We start from the raw sequence: 19,760 nt of genomic DNA on the forward strand, positions 1-19,760 counted from the left end.
ATTATGACAGCATATCAAGACTTCAGTAAGATTGCAGCCATTGTTTTGGCCAGCCTGCTCTTTTTCGCTGGGGGGTGCCAGCCCGAAGCCCCCATCCCTTATGAACCGTATGAAGAAACTCCACCGCCGGATGACCCTACTGATTTGGCCATCTATCAGTTACAGAAGGAGTACCAGACCAAAATCATTTATCGCTACGATCGGCGGTATAAATCGGCCGACGCGTTCGCCGTGCCCCCCCGGCAAGAGTTGGTGCTTCCCTATATCGAAAACGTAATCCGGAAACTGTTCATCGCTCCTTATGATCGGCAGCGAACCGATTTCATGCGGGAACATATGCCCATTGAAATGATAATGTTCGGAACCAGCATGGATTACGTGGAGGGCGGCGAACGAAACTTCAGCGCCTCGGGGCTGGCCTATGGCTTGAGTCGGGTCATCATTACCGGCGTGAATGATTATGATATGGCCAACGCGTCGTGGCTGCGCGGCCAATATGCCACCCTGCACCATGAATTTGCGCATGTGCTGGACAAGATTTACGGCCGTCCGATAGGCTTCGATGAAGTATCAAAAGGCTTGTATGCGGGTGGCACGGCATACGGCGCATTCAGCCAGGCGGAAGCCCGGTCTCGCGGATTCTGGCGCAATTACGGAATGACTAATGAGTCGGAAGACTTTGCCACTTGGGTAGACGGCCTGATGACCACCCCAAAAGAAGAAGTTATGGAAATCGTTGAAGCCAACGACTACCTGAAACAGAAATATCTACTGGTTTATAACTTCTATCTGGATAAGGGGATTGACATCCATGTGCTGCAGGAGTATTTGCAGGACATCTTAACTAATTTATAACGTATACTGATGAACAAGAAAATAATTCCGGCTATCGCCCTCTTGGCGTTTATGGTATTGGGCTGCGAGAAAAAAGCTACGGTACTGCCGCCCAGGCCTGTGTCCGAAGAAGTGAGCCAAATCGCGGCACGTTATACCGAGCTGCTGGCCTCGTCGTCCAACGGATGGATACTGGCTTACAAACCTGAGCAATACGACGATACCGTTTATATGCAATTACGTTTCCAGGGCGTGCAAACAATGAGCATTCTGTCTGGATACAGGGGCTTCCATACCGTTCAGGAAGCCGTAACATACGATTTTGAAGGTAACTATGTGCCCATTATCGTATTTCCGGGAGAAAGTGTATTCGGTGAGCTGGCCGCTCGGTTCAATGGATCGCAGAAATTCAAAATGACCTATGTAGAAAATGGCGGTTACTTTAACCTGGTCCGTTCAGACGGCTATGATAACGAGGCATTCCGTCTGGATCCGGCCGGTGCGGCCAACCAAGCCAAACTGGATGCCCAAGTGGACGCCGTACTTGCCCAAATAGCTCATGAGGAAGAGCAGGCCCGATTGGCAGAAGAAACCCGCTTGAAAGTCAAAGCCTTTGCCGAAATATCCACTGATTTCTATTTCTACAACCTGATTACGGAGCGCTTTTCAGCACGTATCGATGCGTTGGATACCCTTGCCAAAACCATCTCGCTGACCTATAAGGAGACCCCTGCGTCAGTCCCTACATCCGCCACGGTAACATATTCCATTTATCCGAAGGGCATAGTCATCAGTCCGGTAATTTCTTACGGTTCCGTGGTGGTAGATTCTATTGAGCTGGGCGAAGTGCAGGAGCCAACCCTGCAAATCGTTAAGGCCGGAAATGCGGGCACCGGAACCATGGGATATATGCATGAAGCGCCGTATGATTTTACCCTTACCACAGACCGGGGCACCAGTATCACCGATTGGGTGACGGCACCAGCGCAACAGGTCGGGCTTTTTGCTTATACACAAAATGCGGAAGACTATTACAGCGAGGTGGTCAACCAGCACCGGCAGGTGTTTGGCACCTACCTGGAACAACATGGTAGTGACGTCAAAACAGACACCCGGCTGGTGCACCAGCTTTACTTCCCGGCAACGTCACCGACCAACCTGCAAATATCCACACATCGGCAGTCGGCTTCCGGAAATCTTTTTTTCCTCTACCGCTTTGCAATGGAGAAGTCTGAGGCAGCCGCCAGCGCGCTGACGATCACCTTTACCGAGCCAGCGGGTGCTACAGTGCCCTTAAAAGCCGGTTTTGACGAATACTTCTCTCATGTGTTTCCTGAAGAGGGCGTTACGGTGGTTCCTGTCATCGTGGGCACCACGCTGCGGCTCAGGCTGGTCAGTGTAAAAGATAGCCGCATTTGGGTGGAGTATATCTTACAGACCGCGGCGCACCGATCGTTGCGGTTCGATTAAGGGAAACGTATCCGGTAGATTAATAAGACCAAGATGAAACATAATGTAATAATAGCCTTACTGGCACTGCTTCTCGCTTCCTGCGAAAAAACGACACAAGACAACCTGATACCACCTGATGCGGCCCGACTGTCCGAACTGCAACAGCAGTATGCGGACCTGTTGATCGCTTCAGAAGCAGGGTGGTACATGGAATACGCTGCCACAGAAGAGAATGGAGCAATATCGATATGGCTGCGCTTTTTTGAGGATGGCAAAGTGACCATGCAGTCCGATTTATACAATTTTACGGAGGAACGTACGTCCACTTTCCGGGTAGGCGGCATAAACCATCCAGAACTGGTTTTTGATACCTATTCTGTGCTGAGCGTGATGGCAGAGCGCATGGGGGGCGCCTTCGAGTTTTATCTGCAGCCCCGGGAAGACGGCACCATGGCCCTGAAGCCAATTGTTGCAAACGCAGAACACGAATATACACTGCGTCCGGCCCTGCCTACCGATAAGGAGTTAATAGCGGCTAAAACCCAGACGTCCCAGTTGCTGTCGGCCTTTAACGAAAACGCTTCAGCTTACTTTAAAAATCTGATTCTGGAGCAGATATCGGCATTCTGTGAAATCGATGTCGCCGCCCAAGTGATCACGTTTACTTGGGCAAATGATCAGCAAGAAGTCGTCACCCAAGCTTTTTCATACACCAACTTGGCCAATGGTATCAAGTTGGCTGGAACCTGGCGTGCGGGCAATGTTTCCATAAATGAGCTGCATTTCGGGACCGCCACGGCAAACGAGTTGGAAGTGGTGGACGCCGGAGAAGCCGGTAGCGGGCAGATAGCAGTGTCCCATGTACCGGCCTTTCCATATAACGGAGCGGCTGACCTGTTTATATGGGCGGGTAGTGATGTCACCGTTCGCTTCTTTGCCTATACCTCAGACGATGTTGAAAACCATTACAGCGCCTCGCTTATTGATGATTACGCGGTTCTTAAAGCAGCTTTGGGGGCTGAATTACTGCGTGTTCAGCTCTACAACAATAATCCGGCAGGCAGTGGCAGCAACTCCCTTCAACTGCTGACCCGTTTGCCGGGCAGTGACAGCAATGTATGGCTGCCTTATTATTATGCGTTGGAGAAATTGGACGAAAGCCACGTCATTGTTACGCCTACCGGCGTTACAAACACCAACGGGGCACCATATTTGGCCGACGCCCTGCGGTTTATGGAAAACCTGTTTCCGCCAGAAGGCGTCACGGTGGTTCCCTACGGCAGATCCGGCACTCAGCAACGGTTACGTCTGGTAAGCCGTAAGGACAGTCGTTACCATATTACAGTTAATGTAAGCACGCCGTCCGGAGTATATATCGATTAGTTTACAGCATGCTATGGCGCTTTTCCAGGTGTCCAGCCAACCGATAGCTGGGCACCCGGCCTGCTATTCATCACGCTCGCCGTGTCCTGGCTGTGAATAGGAAGGAGGATCGCTGGCCGGGAAGGTCTGCTCCACCTCTTCGTCCATCCGGCGATCCCGTTTTTCCTTGTCATCCTTTCTCTTTTTTTCAGCTTCCTCCTTATTTTCCGGAGGTGTCGGTTTCTTGTTGTTGTTCATGGCTATTACTTGTTTGCTTTGCGGGGTATTCCGCTATGTCAATAACAAACAGAAATCGGCGATGTTTGCCGGAAGCAAGGCGGGTGTGGAGCAATTTATAACTATTATTAAAAAAAATACATTTTCATGAGTATCAAACAGCATGTTTGCACTCTATAACGAATATAAGCCAATTTGTATCTGTATTATCTTGATGGGCGGATAATCCCTGCGCACCCTCTTGGTGAGCTGGGTAACACAGTTTTTCAAAAAAACATGTATATGAAGCGTTATTATACAAAACCAACCCGATGTTTTTTGGCAATCTTTTTTTGTTGGCTGATTTGCGGCTGCCAGAAGGAGACTTTTAATACCGTAAATGAAGAGCGGCCTGCTCCGTTTATTACCTTGCCGGCCACTGGAGACGGTATGGAGGCGTATGCGGGTATGACGGTAAATGCCGTGCTTCTGCTGGAAGCGCAGGCGGGTATTGCCCAGATCCGCGTAGCAAGAAATGGCGAGCTTATTGAAACCATCGAGGGAATATCCGGACAGGTCAGCAGGGAATACCGGATTGAACAGTCCATTGCTGAAGATGCCGAGGTAGGCAGCACCATTGTCTACCATTTGGTATTGGAAGACAGGCAGCACAGACTGGTAGAACAACACTTCACAATAAGCGTCATCGAGGCACCTCCCATTCCTGATTTTGAGTTCGAGGATGTTACGATTGGGGGGCACCCTTACAAGCTTATCCAGCAGGATATCAACGTTGACGTTACACTATCAAGTGATTATGATTACCTGTTGCGCGGCAGGGTTGCCCTCACTCAGGGTGCTACACTGACTATCGAGGCCGGCACACACATCTATGCCGAATCCGAAGCCGCTTTAATCGTGTCTACAGGGACCAAATTGATGGCAACGGGAACACCGCAGGAGCCGATCCGGTTTACCAGCTTGGCCGAACGTTTAGGAAGCCCTAACAGCGGTGATTGGGTTGGGATATTTATTCACGGTCTTGCTCCGGTCACGACTGTCAATCGTGTTGTTGCCGATAACATAGGCGCATACGGAGGAAGTAATAATGCGGATGATTCAGGTACGTTGAGTTATGTGGAAATATCTTATGCCGGAGCGCTTGCGGTATCAGGCGGTGGGCAAGAACTGAACGCAGCACTTAACTTGAACGGTGTAGGCAATGCAACGCGGCTCGAGTACATTTATGTTAACGAAGCGGGACTAAGCCGAACCGGTGTTTTGGCGGCCGGCGGAACGGTTGGTATCAAATACCTGTTTATCAATAATCCAAATGGAAGAGCGTTCGTATGGAAAAATGGGTATGCCGGCTTTATTCAGTTTCTGGTGGCAACGTATACCTCCAATCCTACCAATGCTTTTACAGCTATCGATGGGTTTGGCGAAACCGGTACGGCGTCAGGCCCTATCATCAGTAACGTGAGTATCCGAAGCCTGGGGGGAACAACATTTGGCAATACCCGGGGGATCCGCTTCAGGGAAAATGCCGTAGGTAAAATTTACAACTGTTGGATTACCAATGTGCGAGACGGTGTACGTGCCGATGCTGGAAATTTACCGTTGATTAATAGTGGGCGTATGGTGTTTGCTAACAGCAGGCAGTGGGGTAATAGCAACAATAATTATATTAATGATGCTAACCCCGCTTTTGCAGCGGCTTCTTTCCATAACAGTGAAGTGGCGCCGGCCGCTCCGTGGGCTGGCTATGTGGGGATATTTACCGCTACGGATAGCACACCGCTGGATCCAACGGCTTTGGATCCTTGGTTCAACAATGCCGCATATATCGGGGCTGTAGATCCGGACAATAACTGGACTGCCGGATGGATTAACGTAACTTTTTAAACCAAGATGATGTGTAAACGATTAGTTGTCGTATTAATGGTGGCCGGCACAATGATGACTGCCTGTCAAGAGGATCGGACTATTTTGCCAGATTTGGGCATGGTGGCGGTTAATGACCTGAATGTTGCAGGGGGCGGTGTTTTTGACTATGCAGACTATGCTCCTTTGGCAAACAGGCCATTGAAGGTTTGGTACTTTACGCCCCATGACAATCCCAAAGATGCGCCTATCCTTTTCGTGATGCATGGCGTAGATCGGAACGGGCAGACTTACCGAAATAATTGGGTGAATCTTGCTCGCCAGCATAATGTCTTGCTGATTGTGCCTGAATTTTCGACAGCCCATTACCCCGGAAGCCGGATGTACAATCAGGGAAATATGTTTACCAGCGGTGGTACACCGATACCGGAAGAAGAGTGGTCATTCTCGGTTATCGAGCCTTTGTTTGACCACGTTGTGTCGGAAATCGGAGGTAATCAAACGCAATACCATATTTTTGGGCATTCAGCAGGCTCGCAGTTTGTTTCCCGCTTTCTTACGTTCAAATCTGATTTGCGCGTGAACAGGGCTATTTGTGCGAATGCCGGAACATACACCCTGTTGGATAGGGAAATTGGATTTCCATACGGGCTAAGCAATACTGGCCTGACGGATGAACAGATAGACCGGGTGCTGTCGCGAGATGTGGTTATCCTGTTAGGCGAAGCGGATACGGTGGTTGATAGCAATCTGGATACTTCACCCCAAGCCAACGCACAGGGGCCACACCGTTTTGCCAGAGGGCAGTTCTTTTATAATCACCTCCAGGAAGTGGCCGCAGGCAGGAACTTGCCACTTGCTTGGCAATTGGCTACGGTGCCGGGCGTGGGGCATAGCAATCGGTTAATAGCTCCTGCGGCTATGGCATTGCTGACGCCATAAGAGAAACCCAGAAAAATGAAATTCTTGAATCGTATAGGGCAGAACCTGAATACCGAATTATCGGAAGAATCCCCCATGATGGATGCCGAGCTATGGGAGCTGTTCAAAAAGGGAGATGAAGCAGCATTCAAACGCATTTACTTCAGGAATTATCCAATGCTGCATCAATATGCTCGAAATATTTGCAAAGACGAACACGTAAGTGACGATGTTATCCAGGACATGTTTTCAGACCTGTGGCATTCCCGCAGGAATCTGGGGGTAGCTGTTTCCATCAAAGCCTATCTATTTAGCTCGCTCAGGCGACGTATTTTGCTGAAAATGAAACAAATTCGACGCAAACAGGTGCTCGCTTTGGAATTGTTTACGTTCAACCCCGATATCGAGTTTTCACCGGAGATGGTCCTGATTAGGGAAGAAGGGAACTATTTCAGGCGTTCAATCGTGAAGGAAGCATTAAACCAGTTAAGCAAACGGCAAAAGGAGGTAATCTATCTGAGATTTTATCAGGATATCCCTTATAAGGAAGTGGCAAAGATTATGGGAATCAACTATCAATCGGTCCTGAATTATTGCCAAAAAGCATTACAGATCTTACGTACGAACGACGCATTATTACGGGTAGTGTCGGAAGACGCCATACGGTAACGGCTTAAAATCTTTGAGCCGGTACATGGTATTAGTGATTTATGCTAATGAAAAAATTAGAGAAGTTATTGGCAAGTGAGTCTTTTGTCAATTATGTGCATCGCCGAAACCAAGCGGATATTACGTGGTGGGAACAATGGATAAAGGAAAACCCGCAACATGAAGAATTGGTGGAGCGGGCGACGCTTGTGGTATATAGCCTGCGTTTCAACCCCGGGGTATTGGATGAACGGGTTACTGCCGAGCAATGGTATAAACTGCAAGCCAGGATACGCAAAGAAGCGTATGCTGTCAACAATACGACCAATTCCGGCAGAAAACAGTTCTATCGCTTTGCGGCGGCTTGTATGGGGCTGTTGGCCTTGGTGGGAGCGTATTACCTTTTCTGGTATAACCCTAAGATAATTTATGAGACGGGCATCGCCCAAAAAGCTACGCTCAAACTTCCGGACGATTCTGAAGTGACCCTGAACCGGAATAGCGCCATCCAATTCCTGAAATCGTGGGAAAAAGATACCGTTAGACAAGTATGGCTGCAAGGCGAAGCGTATTTCAAGGTGAATAGGGAGAAAGGGGCAGACGGTGGATACAAACGATTTGAGGTTCATACCGATCAATTGATCATCGATGTGGTGGGTACCGCGTTCAGTGTTAACACGTTTGGAGGCGACTATGTATCATTGGAGTCTGGACGTGTCGATCTGCGATTAAAGGGGATGGACGACGTGTATACCTTGTTTCCCGGCCAAATGGCCAAAGTGAACGATGCAGGCCATATCGAAATGAGCGAGTTGAAAGTTGGGCCTCACATATCTTGGGTCGATGGGAAAATCACACTCAATGACAATTCGCTCGGCGAGGTTATCACATTTATCGAGCACAGCTATGGGTTGACGGTGCATTGCGATGAAAAAGACCTGTTAGGGCGGAAGCTGAGTGGCCAAATGAGGATTGATAATCTCGATGACCTGCTGGCAGTGCTTGAAAAGGTGCTCGATTTGGTCATCGTAAAGGATCACGGAAACGTTAAAATATTCGCAATTAAATAATAGTTTCATGGATAAATTTACACAATTTATAGGAATCAGCCTTTCGTTTAAGCAGATAGGGCTGGCCATCGTGCTAATCGGGTTCAGCGCGACCCAGGCCCAGCCCATGCCTACACGCGGAATTTTTGCCAGCCATCCCACCCAGAAGAAGAACGCAAGCAAATTCATTTCGTTGAAAGAAGGGTTGGAGCTGCTGATGAAAGAAACCGATATGGGGATTATTTATGAACCGGAAATTATTAAAGGTATCCGGGTAAATGAAGCAGCAATTGCCGCCCATAACTATTCGCTGCAAGAGGTCCTGCATGTATGGCTGAAAGATAGTCCATTGACGTTCAGTAAGCTGCCAAATAGTCAAAATTACATCATCATGCGTAAGGCTGAACAGCACGAAATACCTTCCGTTCTGGAGCAGGATGTGGAAACAGGTGAGGCCCGGGCAGGCCGCAGCCCTGATCTAAAGCCTGTGTCTCCGTTGCTTGTCTCTCAAGAAAGGGTGGTGACCGGCCGTGTCACTTCTTCCGAGGATGGCAAGGCAATTTCTGGTGTTTCGATAACGGTGCCGGGCAATGACGGTGGTGCAGTAACCGATGCCTCAGGAGGGTACAGAATAGCGATTCCCCACGGTGGCGATAGGTTGATGTTTAACGCAATGGGATTTGAACGGCAAGAAGAAGTTATCGGCAATCGCAGGGTTATCAATGTGGAGCTGGTGGCAGTGACGGCTCACTTGGAGGAAGTGGTTGTCAACGCGTTGGGATTCGAACGTAAAGCAGATGCACTGGGTTACAGCACTTCCCAGATAGGCGGCAATCAGTTGTCTAATGCTGTGGAAGGCGCTGTCATCAACGGCATGGCCGGCAAAGCATCGGGCGTCAGGATAACCCGGTCATCCGGAGACCCGGGAGCCGGATCGCATATCCAGATCCGGGGTGCCAGTACCATCGGCGGTATTCAGCCCCTGATTGTTCTGGATGGTATCCCGATAGACAACTCTTCGTCGGGAAATTCCAACGGTGGTGTATATCAGCAGTCGCGTTTGAACGATATTAATCCAGATGATATTGAATCCATGGACATTTTGAAAGGAGCTGCCGCCGCGGCATTGTGGGGTTCCAGGGCGTCAAACGGGGTGATTGTGGTCACGACAAAGAAAGGTAAAGCGAATGAGAAGCTCAACATATCGTTCAAATCATCTTATTCCTATGATCAGATTTTGAACAGGCATCCGCTGCAAAGCGCCTTTGGCCAGGGGGATAATGGCATTTATTCGCAGACCTCCCTGCGCTCTTGGGGCGACCTGATCGCCGATCGTTTTGGTGGGCCCGACGTCATCGATGATACGGGGCCTTTCTTCCGTGCGGTAAACGGTAATATTTATTATCCAATCTTAGAAAAACGCAACCAGACCATTTACCACGACTCCAATTTTGATCAAGTTATCCGTAACGGATATTTTTTGGATAATTCGCTAAGCTTGAGCGGCGGAGACAGCCGGTCTACCTATTTCGTGAGTTTGAGCGATTTTAAACAAGATGGCATTATCCAGAACAGCAGCGATTACAGACGGACCACATTCCGCGTAAACAGCAGCCGGAAATTCGGAGATAAGATTACCTTAAGTACGAATACAACCTATGCGCTTTCGAGCAATAACAGGATTCGCAAAGGAAATGCCAGTTCAGGTCTTTATTTAGGGCTGCTGCGGACACCACCGGATTTTAACATCCTGGATTACGAAGGTGAGTACTACAGCTCGGCCGGGGCGGCGCCTTTGCGCCATCGCCACCGTGTTTACCGGAATCCACTGGGTGCCAATGCGAATCCGGGTTTTAACAATCCGTTGTGGACAATTAACAATCAGGAAAACTTCAGTAAGGTGAACCGTTTCATCACCAGCATGCAGCTGAATGCCAAGCCCAGCGACTGGATGGAACTGGTGCTGCGTTCCGGAATAGACACGTATACGGATGAGCGGAATGCCTATTTTGCTACAGGGAGCGCCGGGGCCATACAGTCAACAGGCGTTTACGAAGACGCTAAGGAAACGGATTTCGAGTTCAATACGGACCTGATGTCTGTTTTCCGCCCCAAATTCCACGAGTTATTGAATGCTGAAATGCTGGTTGGTTTCAACTTCAACCAACGCAGTAATCAAGACGTTTGGGGACAGATACAGGGTTTTATCGATCCGGCGGCTGACATCCGTAATTTTATCAACGGTCCGCGCGGTAACTTCGACATGTCAAACAGCAGGACGTTACGCCGCAATGCGGCGCTATACGGTTCGGTCGATCTGTCTTACAACAACTACCTGTTCCTTGTGTTAACCGGACGCTTTGAAAGTGCCTCTACATTTGGCGAATTATCCAAGAGCAGTTTCTTTTTCCCCTCGGCCACGGTCGCTTGGCAGTTTCATCGTAATGTGGCACTGCCTGAAGCAATCAGTTTTGGTAAACTGAGGGCATCGTTCGCCATGGTCGGTGTGGAGCCGGCAATGTATCGTACGATTAGCCAATATGTCGCGGCCAGCTATTCGGACGCTAACGGCGGATCGCTCGATGGCTCCAGGTTTGGGAATGGGGCATTTGTACCGGCAAACCGCGTAGGGAACCCCTACTTGCGGCCTGAGATCAAAACCGAGTTTGAAACAGGTCTTGACATGCGGTTTCATTCGGATCGCCTGCGGACCTCATTTACTTATTATAACAATCAGACAACGGATGTGTTGTTCGATGTGCCGATTCCTTCGTCAACAGGATATACGAACATGCAGGATAATGCCGGTGAAATTAAGAATTGGGGGGTAGAGGTGGATGTAAATTACGACGTATTTGCCAAGCGCGATTTTACGTGGACAGTGGGCGTGCTGTGGGATCGTAACCGGAATGTCATCTCGAAGCTGCCTGATGCAGAGTCGTTGGACCTGGGAGGATTATCCGGTATTTCGGGACGCGCCGTGCAAGGGTACCAACTGGGCGCCCTGTGGGGAAGCCGATGGCTTCGCGACGCGGCAAATTCGCTGGTGTTGAACGAAAATGGGTTCCCGCAGTTGGATGAGAGCCAAGGGGTGATCGGAGACCCCAACCCAACGTGGCGGGGTAGTGCACTGACAACGTTGCGATACAAAAACATTGCACTGGATGTGGTGATAGAGACCATGCAAGGCAACCACATCTTCGCCGGTACTTATGCCTCGCTTTTAGACTATGGTTTGGCACCTGAGTCTGCGCATATTTCGGTAGCCCCCCGGGACTTGCTGACCTATAATGGACAAGTTATCCCGCAAGGCACGGAATTCAGGGGAAATATCGCAGATTTTGGAGCCGGAGATGTAGCCCTGGATCAGAGCTGGTACCGTACAGGAGGCGGATATGCCAGTGGTGCTGCCGAGAGCTTTATCCAGGACGGGTCATGGATACGTATCCAGCAGCTGACCTTTTCCTACGCGTTGAACTCCGAAAGGTTTAGAACCAAAACGAGGTTGCAAGGAATCGAACTTTCGCTCACTGGACGTAACCTTTTCGTTTGGGCCAAGGAATTCAGGGGAAATGACCCGAATACCAACCTGATGGGCGTTTCTTCGGTCAGAGGAATTGACTACTTCAATACGCCGGGAACTCGTTCATATGTGCTCACACTTAAGGTTAATTATTAATGAAAAGTATGAAAAGAATACTCTATGTTCCGCTATTGACGATAATCTTCGGTTATATGGCGGCATGCAGCAAAATTGTGGAAGGGCTCAACGAAAACCCTAATCTTCCCTCAAGCGCTTCTTCCGATTTGATCTTGACCGGTCTTCAGGTTGGTGCCATCACGCTACATTCTGGCGAATTGACGCGTGATGCCGGCTTATGGAGCGGCTATTTCACAGGCGTTGACAGGCAGTATTTCGGATTTTACAATTACCTGGTTTTGAACAGCGATTTCAATACACATTGGGCCAACGCGTTCAGGGTGATTCGCAATACGGTGGTACTGGAGGAAACGTTGCAGGAAGAAAACAGAGCGGGAATTATCCTCGGAATCGGTAAGGTAATGCGCGCACATACGTTTGGCATGGCGGCTTCACTGTGGGGCGACATTCCTTTTCGTGAAGCAGGTCGCTACGCGGTATACAATAATCCGAGCTACGAAAGTCAGCTCAACGTGTATGCAGGCGTCCAAACCTTACTGGATGAAGCCATTGCGGAGTTGGCAAGCCCGATAGGGCGGCCTGTAGCCGGAGCTGATATCTTTTTTAACGGCGATCCGGATGCCTGGACCAGGGTAGCACACGCATTGAAAGCAAGGTTTTACCTGCATACGAAGGAATATGATAAGGCTTACGACCATGCCTTGTTGGGCATCACTTCGCCCGCACATGCATGGGTGGCCAAGTTTATGGATGCCAACGGTGCGCAGAATCTCTACTTCCAGTTTTACAATGGTAATCGGGCAGACGATTTGCAGACCAACGGAAGCTATTTCTTCGATATCATGTCGCCAACCGGTGTATCGTACCGGGGCAATGCCAAAACCAATGAAACCGCCCGTTTCAACTACCTCGTTAGGCAACGGAATCCCGGACAGTTTGTAAACAACACGATGGCCAACGGCGCATTTAGCGTAACGGCGCCCTATCCGCTGATGTCTTATGAGGAAAATATGTTGATTCTGGCGGAGTCTGCGTTCCGCACCACCGGGTTTGCAGATGGCCTTGCCCACCTTAATGAATTGCGGACGTATTACCGAACCGGCGCCCACATCGGGGCCGCACATCATGCCGCTGGCTTCCAATATGACAATTATGTGGCCGCAGATTTCGAGTTAGGCGGTATGGCCAATGTCCAAGGACTCAATCGTGATGAATCGTTGTTGATGAACATCTTGGAAGAAAAATTTGTGGTGTTGTATTCGCAGCTTGAAAGCTACAACGATTACCGCCGTACATTTAATGAGACAGTTGCGCTGCCCATACCCCCTAATACAGGTAGCCGGGTGCCGCAACGTTTCATTTATCCGCAGACCGAATTGGATCGCAACCCCAACAAGCCCGAGCATATCCCCGGCATTTATGAGCAGACGCCAGTAAATCAATGATAAAAACGGCCGATAAGACAACGTTATGAATCGCAGTAAAAAAAGAAACGCATGTTTGAGTGCGCTGTTGCTGATATATACTTTTCCCGTTTGGGCGCAACTAACCGAAGGAAGCGGAATGTTTGAGTTTTCAGCGTATCCCGGTTTAGCGGGAAAAACCATGCGTATATTTTACCACAAACCCACAGGTGAGGTCGGAGACATGCCTATATTGTTTGTCATGCACGGTGTGCTACGCAACGCAGAAACCTATCGCGATAACTGGGTAGAACTATCTGATACGTATAAGGTGTTGGTTATTGTGCCGGAGTTTTCGAATGAGCTATTCCCGGGCAGTCGGTCTTATAATTACGGTAACTTACGGTCCTCATCCGGAACATTGAACGATGAGCAGCATTGGTCATTCTCACTGCTCGATCCGATTTTCGATGATGTGGTGAGCCGCAGCGGCAGTAAGCAACAGCGTTACGACTTGTTTGGACATTCGGCGGGATCCCAGTTCGTACACCGTTTCTTTCTGTTTAAAAGACACTCCAAAGCAAACCGTGTCGTCGCTGCCAATGCCGGTGGCTATACCATGCTCGATTTGGACGTCGATTTCCCATACGGGTTGAAAGGGATGGGATTTGATAAAGAGCGGCTGAGCCATGTGCTGGGTCGTGAGCTGATAATACAGCTTGGTGAGGAGGATATAGACCCGGCACACCGTCATTTAAATGTTTCTGCGGAAGCCATGCGCCAGGGAAGACACCGGCTGGAGCGGGGTATGACCTTTTTCTCAAGCGCTAAGGAATTAGCCAAACGACTCAACATAGATTTTAAGTGGAACGTGCGGCTGGTGCCAGGCGTAGCCCATGAAAATGAAAAGATGGCTGTCGACATCGCCCAGTACCTATATGCCCATTAGGTTTCCTTGTCCGTGAGTTAACGGACGAGGTTATACCACCCCCCCTACCCGGGCCCTTCGCTCACCTGACCCAAATTATTTTAAAAAAAGGCCAACTGGACGCAGAAGGGCCTTTATTTTTACGGCTATTAAATCAAGCTTAACTGAATGTAGCTTTTTCTTTAATTAATCTTTACGTTCTACACATGCAATTTCTGATCGACGCACTTGCTGCTTTGCGGTACCTTAAATCATTGATAAACCGTTCGAAAACATAGAAAAACATGCCCACTTCTTTGGTGTGCTATATTACCAATTTGTAAACCCGGAATTCAATCCTCCTAAATTTGACGAGCTCCTCGCCTCCAACTGTCGGAAAATCGCCCAACTTGAAAAAGCTAAGCAAGCCGCAACAGCCAAAATGCTTAAAGCAAAAGCTGAGCAAAAGGAAAAAGGATTACCGGGCAGGGCGGCTCAATTACATGCATTGATTAGTAACGGCCTTTTCAAGAAACCGAAAACAGCCAGGCAAGCCTTTGCTAGACTGAACCCAGGCATCCCCGAATCTGCTTTTGGGAACTACACCGAAGAGCTGACCAAAATCACCGGTACGCTTAGTAAGGGTAAGTTTGCCAAGTTGCTGGATAAGCTGGAACCGAAGGAGAAGAGTACCACCGTAAGGTTCGTGGTGAAGGCAGCAGATCAAACCGGTTATGGAAACCCGGACAGTAGTATTAATATCGCGGCAGAGAAGGAGAGGAAGTAGTGGAAAGCCATGCCGACAAAGGATCGGTAGTAAATCTGTTAGCTTTCGTCGTTATCCCGCCTACGCTACAACTTCTCCACTTCTTCAACGGATAGCTGCTAAAATAGCAGCTGCTGCTTATAGGGGTTTTCGTGTTCGAGCAGCCACTTTTTGCGCCAAAGGCCTCCGGCGTAGCCGGTGAGGGAACCGTCGCTGCCCACGATGCGGTGGCAGGGCACCACAATCCAAAACGGGTTTTGCCCATTGGCTGCGGCCACCGCCCGGATGGCCTTTACATCGCCCAGCTTCCTCGCCAGCTCCAGGTAAGAGCAGGTTTTTCCGAAGGGAATGTCAAGCAACGCCTGCCAGACCCGCTGCTGGAAAGCCGTGCCCCGGAAATCCAGTCGCAGTTGGAAGGTTGTGCGTTCACCGGCGAAATATTCCTGTAGTTGCTCCGCCGCCACAGCCAGCGCCGCTGGAATCGTTGCCGAAGGTGCCGCCGCAGCATCGGCATCAACGACGGTAATGGAAACCAAGCCACGGGCATGGCCTTTGATGGCGGCCGTGCCAAGGGGTGTTTGAAGGAAAGCTTCTTGGTAATCCATAGGCAATGATACGGATTTTTTAGCGCTTATGGAAGATTTCCGTACCTTTGCCGCCACCATGCAGCGCTCCCCGCACCCCATCTACAATGTCCCGTTTGCCTTGCTTTGCCTAAGCTCCCTGTTGTTTTCAGCCAGTTTTAACATGCTGATTCCGGAATTGTCGGCATATTTAAGCAGCCTGGGCGGTGGGGAATACAAGGGACTTATCATTGCACTGTTTACACTTACGGCCGGCATTTCCCGGCCGTTCAGTGGCAAACTGACGGACACGGTGGGCCGTGTGCCGGTGATGGCCGTGGGTTCCATCGTGTGCTTTGTGTGCGGGTTCCTGTATCCGGTGCTGGGCAGTGTAGCGGGATTTTTGCTCCTCCGGCTCATCCACGGTTTTTCTACCGGGTTCAAACCCACGGCTACGGCCGCCTACGTGGCAGATGTGGTGCCCCGCGAGCGGTGGGGCGAAGCGGCGGGCATACATGGGCTCAGCTTTAGTATGGGCATGGCGATTGGTCCGGCGGTGGGTAGTGCCATCAGCCAGCGGTATTCCATGGATGCGCTGTTTTACTGTTCTTCGGCGTTCGCGCTGCTTTCTATCGTCATTTTGATGAACATGAAGGAAACGTTGCCCCGTGAGCGGCGGCAAGGGCTGCGGTGGTCGTCGTTCCGCATTGCGCGCACCGACATCATTGATGGCCGGGTGATGCCGGCTGCCCTGGTGACACTGTTATCCTACATGGCATATGGGGTTATCCTGACGCTGATACCGGATTGGACGGGGCACCTGGGCGTATCGAACCGGGGACTGTTTTTCGTGGCTTTTACCGCAGCATCGCTGTTGGTCCGCTTTGTGGCGGGGCGATTATCTGACCGATATGGACGGGTGGTGGTAATCAAATGCGGTTTGGCGATGCTGGTCCTGTCGCTATGCCTGCTGGGCTGGGGAGATACCGTAGTTGGATTGATGGTGGGGGCGGTGGTTTACGGATTTGCCACGGGGATCTTGTCGCCGGCGGTTAATGCGTGGACGATAGATCTGAGCCATCCCCAGCACCGCGGCAAGGCCATGGCTACGATGTACATCGCGCTGGAGGCGGGTATTGGTCTCGGAGCACTGATGGGGGGTTGGATATACCACGATGTGATGACGCGCATACCGTTTATCTTGTACGGTACTGCGGGTATGGCTGTGATGGCGTGGTTATACGTTTGGCGATACCGGAAAGATAACAGCAGAACGGAAGTTATCACCCCGTGATTTCTGCCGGTTCGCTATGTTTGTTCCAGCCGGACGATCTGAAGTACGTACTACTGCATATCAAACAAATGCTTCTCGGCATGGTAGGACGAGCGGACGAGCGGACCACTCTCGACATATTTGAAGCCCATCCGTAACCCGATTTCTTGGTAATACTTGAACTGATCGGGGGTGATCCACTCCACCACGGGATGGTGCGCCTTGGTGGGCTGCAGGTATTGGCCGAGGGTGAGGATGTGCACGCCGGCTTCGTAAAGATCGGTCATTGCTTCAATGACATCAGCCTCGGTTTCGCCAAAGCCGAGCATGATGCCGGATTTTGTACGCAGTCCTGCTGCCGAGATACGGCGCAGGCATTCCAGGCTGCGGTCGTATTTAGCTTGTATCCGCACTTCGCGCGTGAGGCGGCGCACGGTTTCCAGATTGTGCGATACCACTTCAGGGCGTACGGCGAGCACGCGTTCCAGGTTTTCCCAGTTGCCTTTGAAGTCTGGAATCAGGGTTTCCAGCGTAGTGCCGGGGCTTTCGCGGCGGATAGCGTTGACCGTTTCGGCCCAGATGATGGAGCCTCCGTCTTTGAGGTCGTCGCGATCTACGGAAGTGATTACGCAATGCTTTACCTCCATGAGCTTGACCGACTGGGCCACCCGGTTGGGCTCGTCCCAGTCGACTGCCAAAGGTCGTCCCGTGGCTACCGCGCAGAAAGAACAGGAGCGCGTGCAGATGTTGCCCAGTATCATGAAGGTGGCCGTGCCGGCCCCCCAACACTCGCCCATGTTCGGGCAATTGCCGCTCTCGCAGATGGTATGAAGCTTGTGTTCATCAACCAATCCGCGCACGTGCCGATATTCTTTGCCTACGGGCAATTTTACGCGCAGCCAATCGGGCTTGCGCTGCAATTGATGTGCCGGGATGACGGGGAGTTCAATCATAGGCACAAAGTTAGCGATTAATATTGAATTTTGTGGCGTGACTAATTTTCAATGAGGTCATACACACGTACGTAGTCGATCTCCATGCTGGCCGGGAAGGCTTCTTCATCTACTCCTTGCTGACCACCCCAGTTACCACCCACAGCGATATTGATGAGCCAATGGAACCGTTTGTCAAAGGGCCAGGCCTGGAAGCCGGTGCGCTCGTTGGGAAAGTCAAATATTTTGACGTTATCTACAAACCCGCGGATATAGTCGGGCGTCCAATCCACCCGGTAAAGATGAAATTCGGTAGTAGCGTTTTCGATTTTCCTGGTACCGGTTTTGTGCGTATTGATGGCGTGGTTGTAGGCCTGCGTATGTACGCTGATGTGCACAACGTCTTGGTCATGCCCTACGTGTTCAAGGATATCTATTTCGCCGGAGGCGGGCCATCCACCATAAGCCCAGTCGGTGGGAAGCATCCATACGGCAGGCCATGTGCCCCGGCCGGGTGGCACTTTGGCCCTTACCTCGAACCGGCCGTAGAGAAAGTCGGCCTTGCCGCGGCTTACCAGGCGGGCAGAGGTGTAATCAAAGCCTTCGTATTCTTCCTTGATGGCCGTGACGGTCAGTACACCGTTAGCCACCTGCGCATTATTCAGTCGTTTTTCTGTGTAATATTGCAGCTCGTTATTGCCCCAGCCGTTGTTTTGCGACCCCACATCGTAGCCCCACTTCGACTCATCGGGAAGCCCATCGTAGTCAAATTCGTCTGCCCATGAAGGTGTGGCCGCAAACGTGTATTCTTTGGGCTGGGGCGGCTGGGGCATGGGGATGTTGGGTTTCTTGGGCTCTTTGCTGCAAGCAAGGAGCAGCAGGGGAATGAAGATGAAGTTCGACATGTGATTGATGTTCATGAGTATGTTTAATCGTTATTTTTTCAGCGTTGATTAACCTAATTGACGGAACGCAGCGTATACGTCCACCAGCCCGGGCCGCCGATGTTTACACCGATTTTCAGGATATCGTACCCTTGGCCATTGACGTTCTGTTCCATCGCTATGATATCATATGTGATGGTGTTGCCTACGGGGCCTGTGTTCGTTTCGCCGCCATTGTGCGCCTTTTTGACGCCGATATGGGCGCCCCGTCCGTTTAGCCGCAGCTGGCCGAGGCCATTGACACCCCCGCCTTCTATGACGGTGAAGCTGAACGTTCCGGAGTTCCACGCGGCTTGGTCGCCTGTGAGGTTACTTGCCGGCTCGCAGCCGCTGGAACCGTTGCCCAGGTAACCGTCTGCGTAGAAATCACCTTTGTTATCATAGATAAAAGTGCCTTCGGGGTTAAAGACAAAGGTGAATTCGTCATTGAATTCACAGGCGCGGAGCGTTAAATCGGCTGCGCCAAGCGACCACCAGTTGCCATTGTCAGGCCCTTCACCTACTTTAAATGCACCGGCTTCTGGGTTGATGCGCCATACTTTTTGCGTACATCCTGCAATAAAGCCCAATAGCCGATCAGGATTACAGGCGGTTGGATCGTTCTGGGCGATGGTGACCTGTTTAGTGACCGTAGCTGTGCCTCCTTTGGCCACCGCCAATAATGTGATATTGTAGGTGCCGGCAAAGGTGAGCCGAAGGGTGGCGGTGTTGCCTTCCAGTTTTTGCCCTGTGGTTTCCACTTCCCAATAGGCAATAGAGGGTTCTGATGTCCGGTTCACTAAAATTACCGTATTGGCATCATTGCCTTCTTGGATCTCAAAGTCAGCCGCAGGAAGCGCACCCAATGTAAGGTCGTTATCCGAAGTGGTGCAGGCATGGGTAGTTATCAGCAGGGCCAATAGCTTGATTCCATAATGGACGTTTTTCAATGTTATGGTTTTCATG

The 19,760-nt window shown here is 50.6% G+C and carries 17 protein-coding genes; 12 read left to right on the forward strand and 5 right to left on the reverse strand.

Annotation, left to right across the window (positions count from 1 at the left end):
- Positions 1-3: 3 nt before the first annotated feature.
- The 3 genes from BM030_RS00270 to BM030_RS00280 are packed head-to-tail and all read left to right on the forward strand — an operon-like array spanning position 4 to position 3,669.
- Positions 4-855, forward strand: coding sequence for a substrate import-associated zinc metallohydrolase lipoprotein (locus BM030_RS00270; RefSeq protein WP_090969943.1), 852 nt, complete (start codon positions 4-6; stop codon positions 853-855).
- A 9-nt stretch (positions 856-864) separates the two neighbouring features.
- Positions 865-2,304: a hypothetical protein gene (locus tag BM030_RS00275; RefSeq protein ID WP_090969946.1), complete on the forward strand. Its 1,440-nt coding sequence runs from the start codon at positions 865-867 to the stop codon at positions 2,302-2,304.
- A 33-nt stretch (positions 2,305-2,337) separates the two neighbouring features.
- Complete coding sequence (locus BM030_RS00280) at positions 2,338-3,669, forward strand: DUF4302 domain-containing protein (protein WP_090969948.1); 1,332 nt, start codon at positions 2,338-2,340, stop codon at positions 3,667-3,669.
- Positions 3,670-3,732: 63 nt separating this feature from the next.
- Here the strand turns inward: BM030_RS00280 and BM030_RS19765 are convergent, their stop codons facing one another.
- Positions 3,733-3,906: a hypothetical protein gene (locus BM030_RS19765; protein WP_170845580.1), complete on the reverse strand. Its 174-nt coding sequence runs from the start codon at positions 3,904-3,906 to the stop codon at positions 3,733-3,735.
- A gap of 297 nt (positions 3,907-4,203) precedes the next feature.
- Between BM030_RS19765 and BM030_RS00285 the strand changes: the two genes are divergently transcribed.
- From BM030_RS00285 to BM030_RS00320, 8 genes are all read left to right on the forward strand, one after another.
- The gene (locus BM030_RS00285) at positions 4,204-5,769 is read left to right on the forward strand and encodes a hypothetical protein (protein WP_139215764.1); all 1,566 of its coding nucleotides are present in this window, start codon (positions 4,204-4,206) and stop codon (positions 5,767-5,769) included.
- A gap of 6 nt (positions 5,770-5,775) precedes the next feature.
- Positions 5,776-6,690: an alpha/beta fold hydrolase gene (locus tag BM030_RS00290; protein ID WP_170845581.1), complete on the forward strand. Its 915-nt coding sequence runs from the start codon at positions 5,776-5,778 to the stop codon at positions 6,688-6,690.
- A gap of 15 nt (positions 6,691-6,705) precedes the next feature.
- A complete protein-coding gene (locus tag BM030_RS00295; RefSeq protein ID WP_090969953.1) occupies positions 6,706-7,338 on the forward strand; it encodes an RNA polymerase sigma factor in 633 nt (210 codons plus the stop codon).
- 47 nt (positions 7,339-7,385) lie between these two features.
- The gene (locus BM030_RS00300; protein WP_170845582.1) at positions 7,386-8,387 is read left to right on the forward strand and encodes a FecR family protein; all 1,002 of its coding nucleotides are present in this window, start codon (positions 7,386-7,388) and stop codon (positions 8,385-8,387) included.
- Between the two features lie 7 nt (positions 8,388-8,394).
- Positions 8,395-12,045 carry a SusC/RagA family TonB-linked outer membrane protein gene (locus BM030_RS00305; RefSeq protein ID WP_090969958.1) on the forward strand — a complete coding sequence of 1,217 codons (3,651 nt, stop codon included), beginning with the start codon at positions 8,395-8,397 and terminating at the stop codon, positions 12,043-12,045.
- 8 nt (positions 12,046-12,053) lie between these two features.
- Positions 12,054-13,472 carry a SusD/RagB family nutrient-binding outer membrane lipoprotein gene (locus BM030_RS00310; protein ID WP_170845583.1) on the forward strand — a complete coding sequence of 473 codons (1,419 nt, stop codon included), beginning with the start codon at positions 12,054-12,056 and terminating at the stop codon, positions 13,470-13,472.
- A gap of 25 nt (positions 13,473-13,497) precedes the next feature.
- Positions 13,498-14,379, forward strand: coding sequence for a hypothetical protein (locus BM030_RS00315; protein WP_139215766.1), 882 nt, complete (start codon positions 13,498-13,500; stop codon positions 14,377-14,379).
- Between the two features lie 280 nt (positions 14,380-14,659).
- A complete protein-coding gene (locus BM030_RS00320) occupies positions 14,660-15,124 on the forward strand; it encodes a hypothetical protein (RefSeq protein ID WP_090969964.1) in 465 nt (154 codons plus the stop codon).
- Positions 15,125-15,222: 98 nt separating this feature from the next.
- Here BM030_RS00320 and BM030_RS00325 read toward each other — a convergent pair whose 3' ends face one another.
- Positions 15,223-15,708: a methylated-DNA--[protein]-cysteine S-methyltransferase gene (locus tag BM030_RS00325; protein WP_090969966.1), complete on the reverse strand. Its 486-nt coding sequence runs from the start codon at positions 15,706-15,708 to the stop codon at positions 15,223-15,225.
- A gap of 28 nt (positions 15,709-15,736) precedes the next feature.
- On the opposite strand from BM030_RS00325, the gene BM030_RS00330 reads away from it, so the two are divergent.
- Positions 15,737-16,960, forward strand: coding sequence for an MFS transporter (locus BM030_RS00330; protein WP_244518572.1), 1,224 nt, complete (start codon positions 15,737-15,739; stop codon positions 16,958-16,960).
- 50 nt (positions 16,961-17,010) lie between these two features.
- Here the strand turns inward: BM030_RS00330 and lipA are convergent, their stop codons facing one another.
- Genes lipA through BM030_RS00345 form a run of 3 tightly spaced genes read right to left on the reverse strand, consistent with a single transcriptional unit; the run spans position 17,011 to position 19,759 of the window.
- Positions 17,011-17,892: a lipoyl synthase gene (gene lipA / locus BM030_RS00335; RefSeq protein ID WP_090969968.1), complete on the reverse strand. Its 882-nt coding sequence runs from the start codon at positions 17,890-17,892 to the stop codon at positions 17,011-17,013.
- Between the two features lie 41 nt (positions 17,893-17,933).
- Positions 17,934-18,791 (reverse strand): glycoside hydrolase family 16 protein, encoded by an 858-nt coding sequence (locus BM030_RS00340; RefSeq protein WP_211657478.1) that lies wholly within the window; start codon positions 18,789-18,791, stop codon positions 17,934-17,936.
- Positions 18,792-18,829: 38 nt separating this feature from the next.
- On the reverse strand, positions 18,830-19,759 hold the full coding sequence (locus BM030_RS00345; RefSeq protein ID WP_139215767.1) for a hypothetical protein: 930 nt from the start codon (positions 19,757-19,759) through the stop codon (positions 18,830-18,832).
- Position 19,760 lies beyond the last annotated feature (1 nt).

Origin of the sequence: Parapedobacter composti (assembly GCF_900112315.1) — a bacterium.
Taxonomy (GTDB): Bacteria; Bacteroidota; Bacteroidia; order Sphingobacteriales; family Sphingobacteriaceae; genus Parapedobacter; species Parapedobacter composti.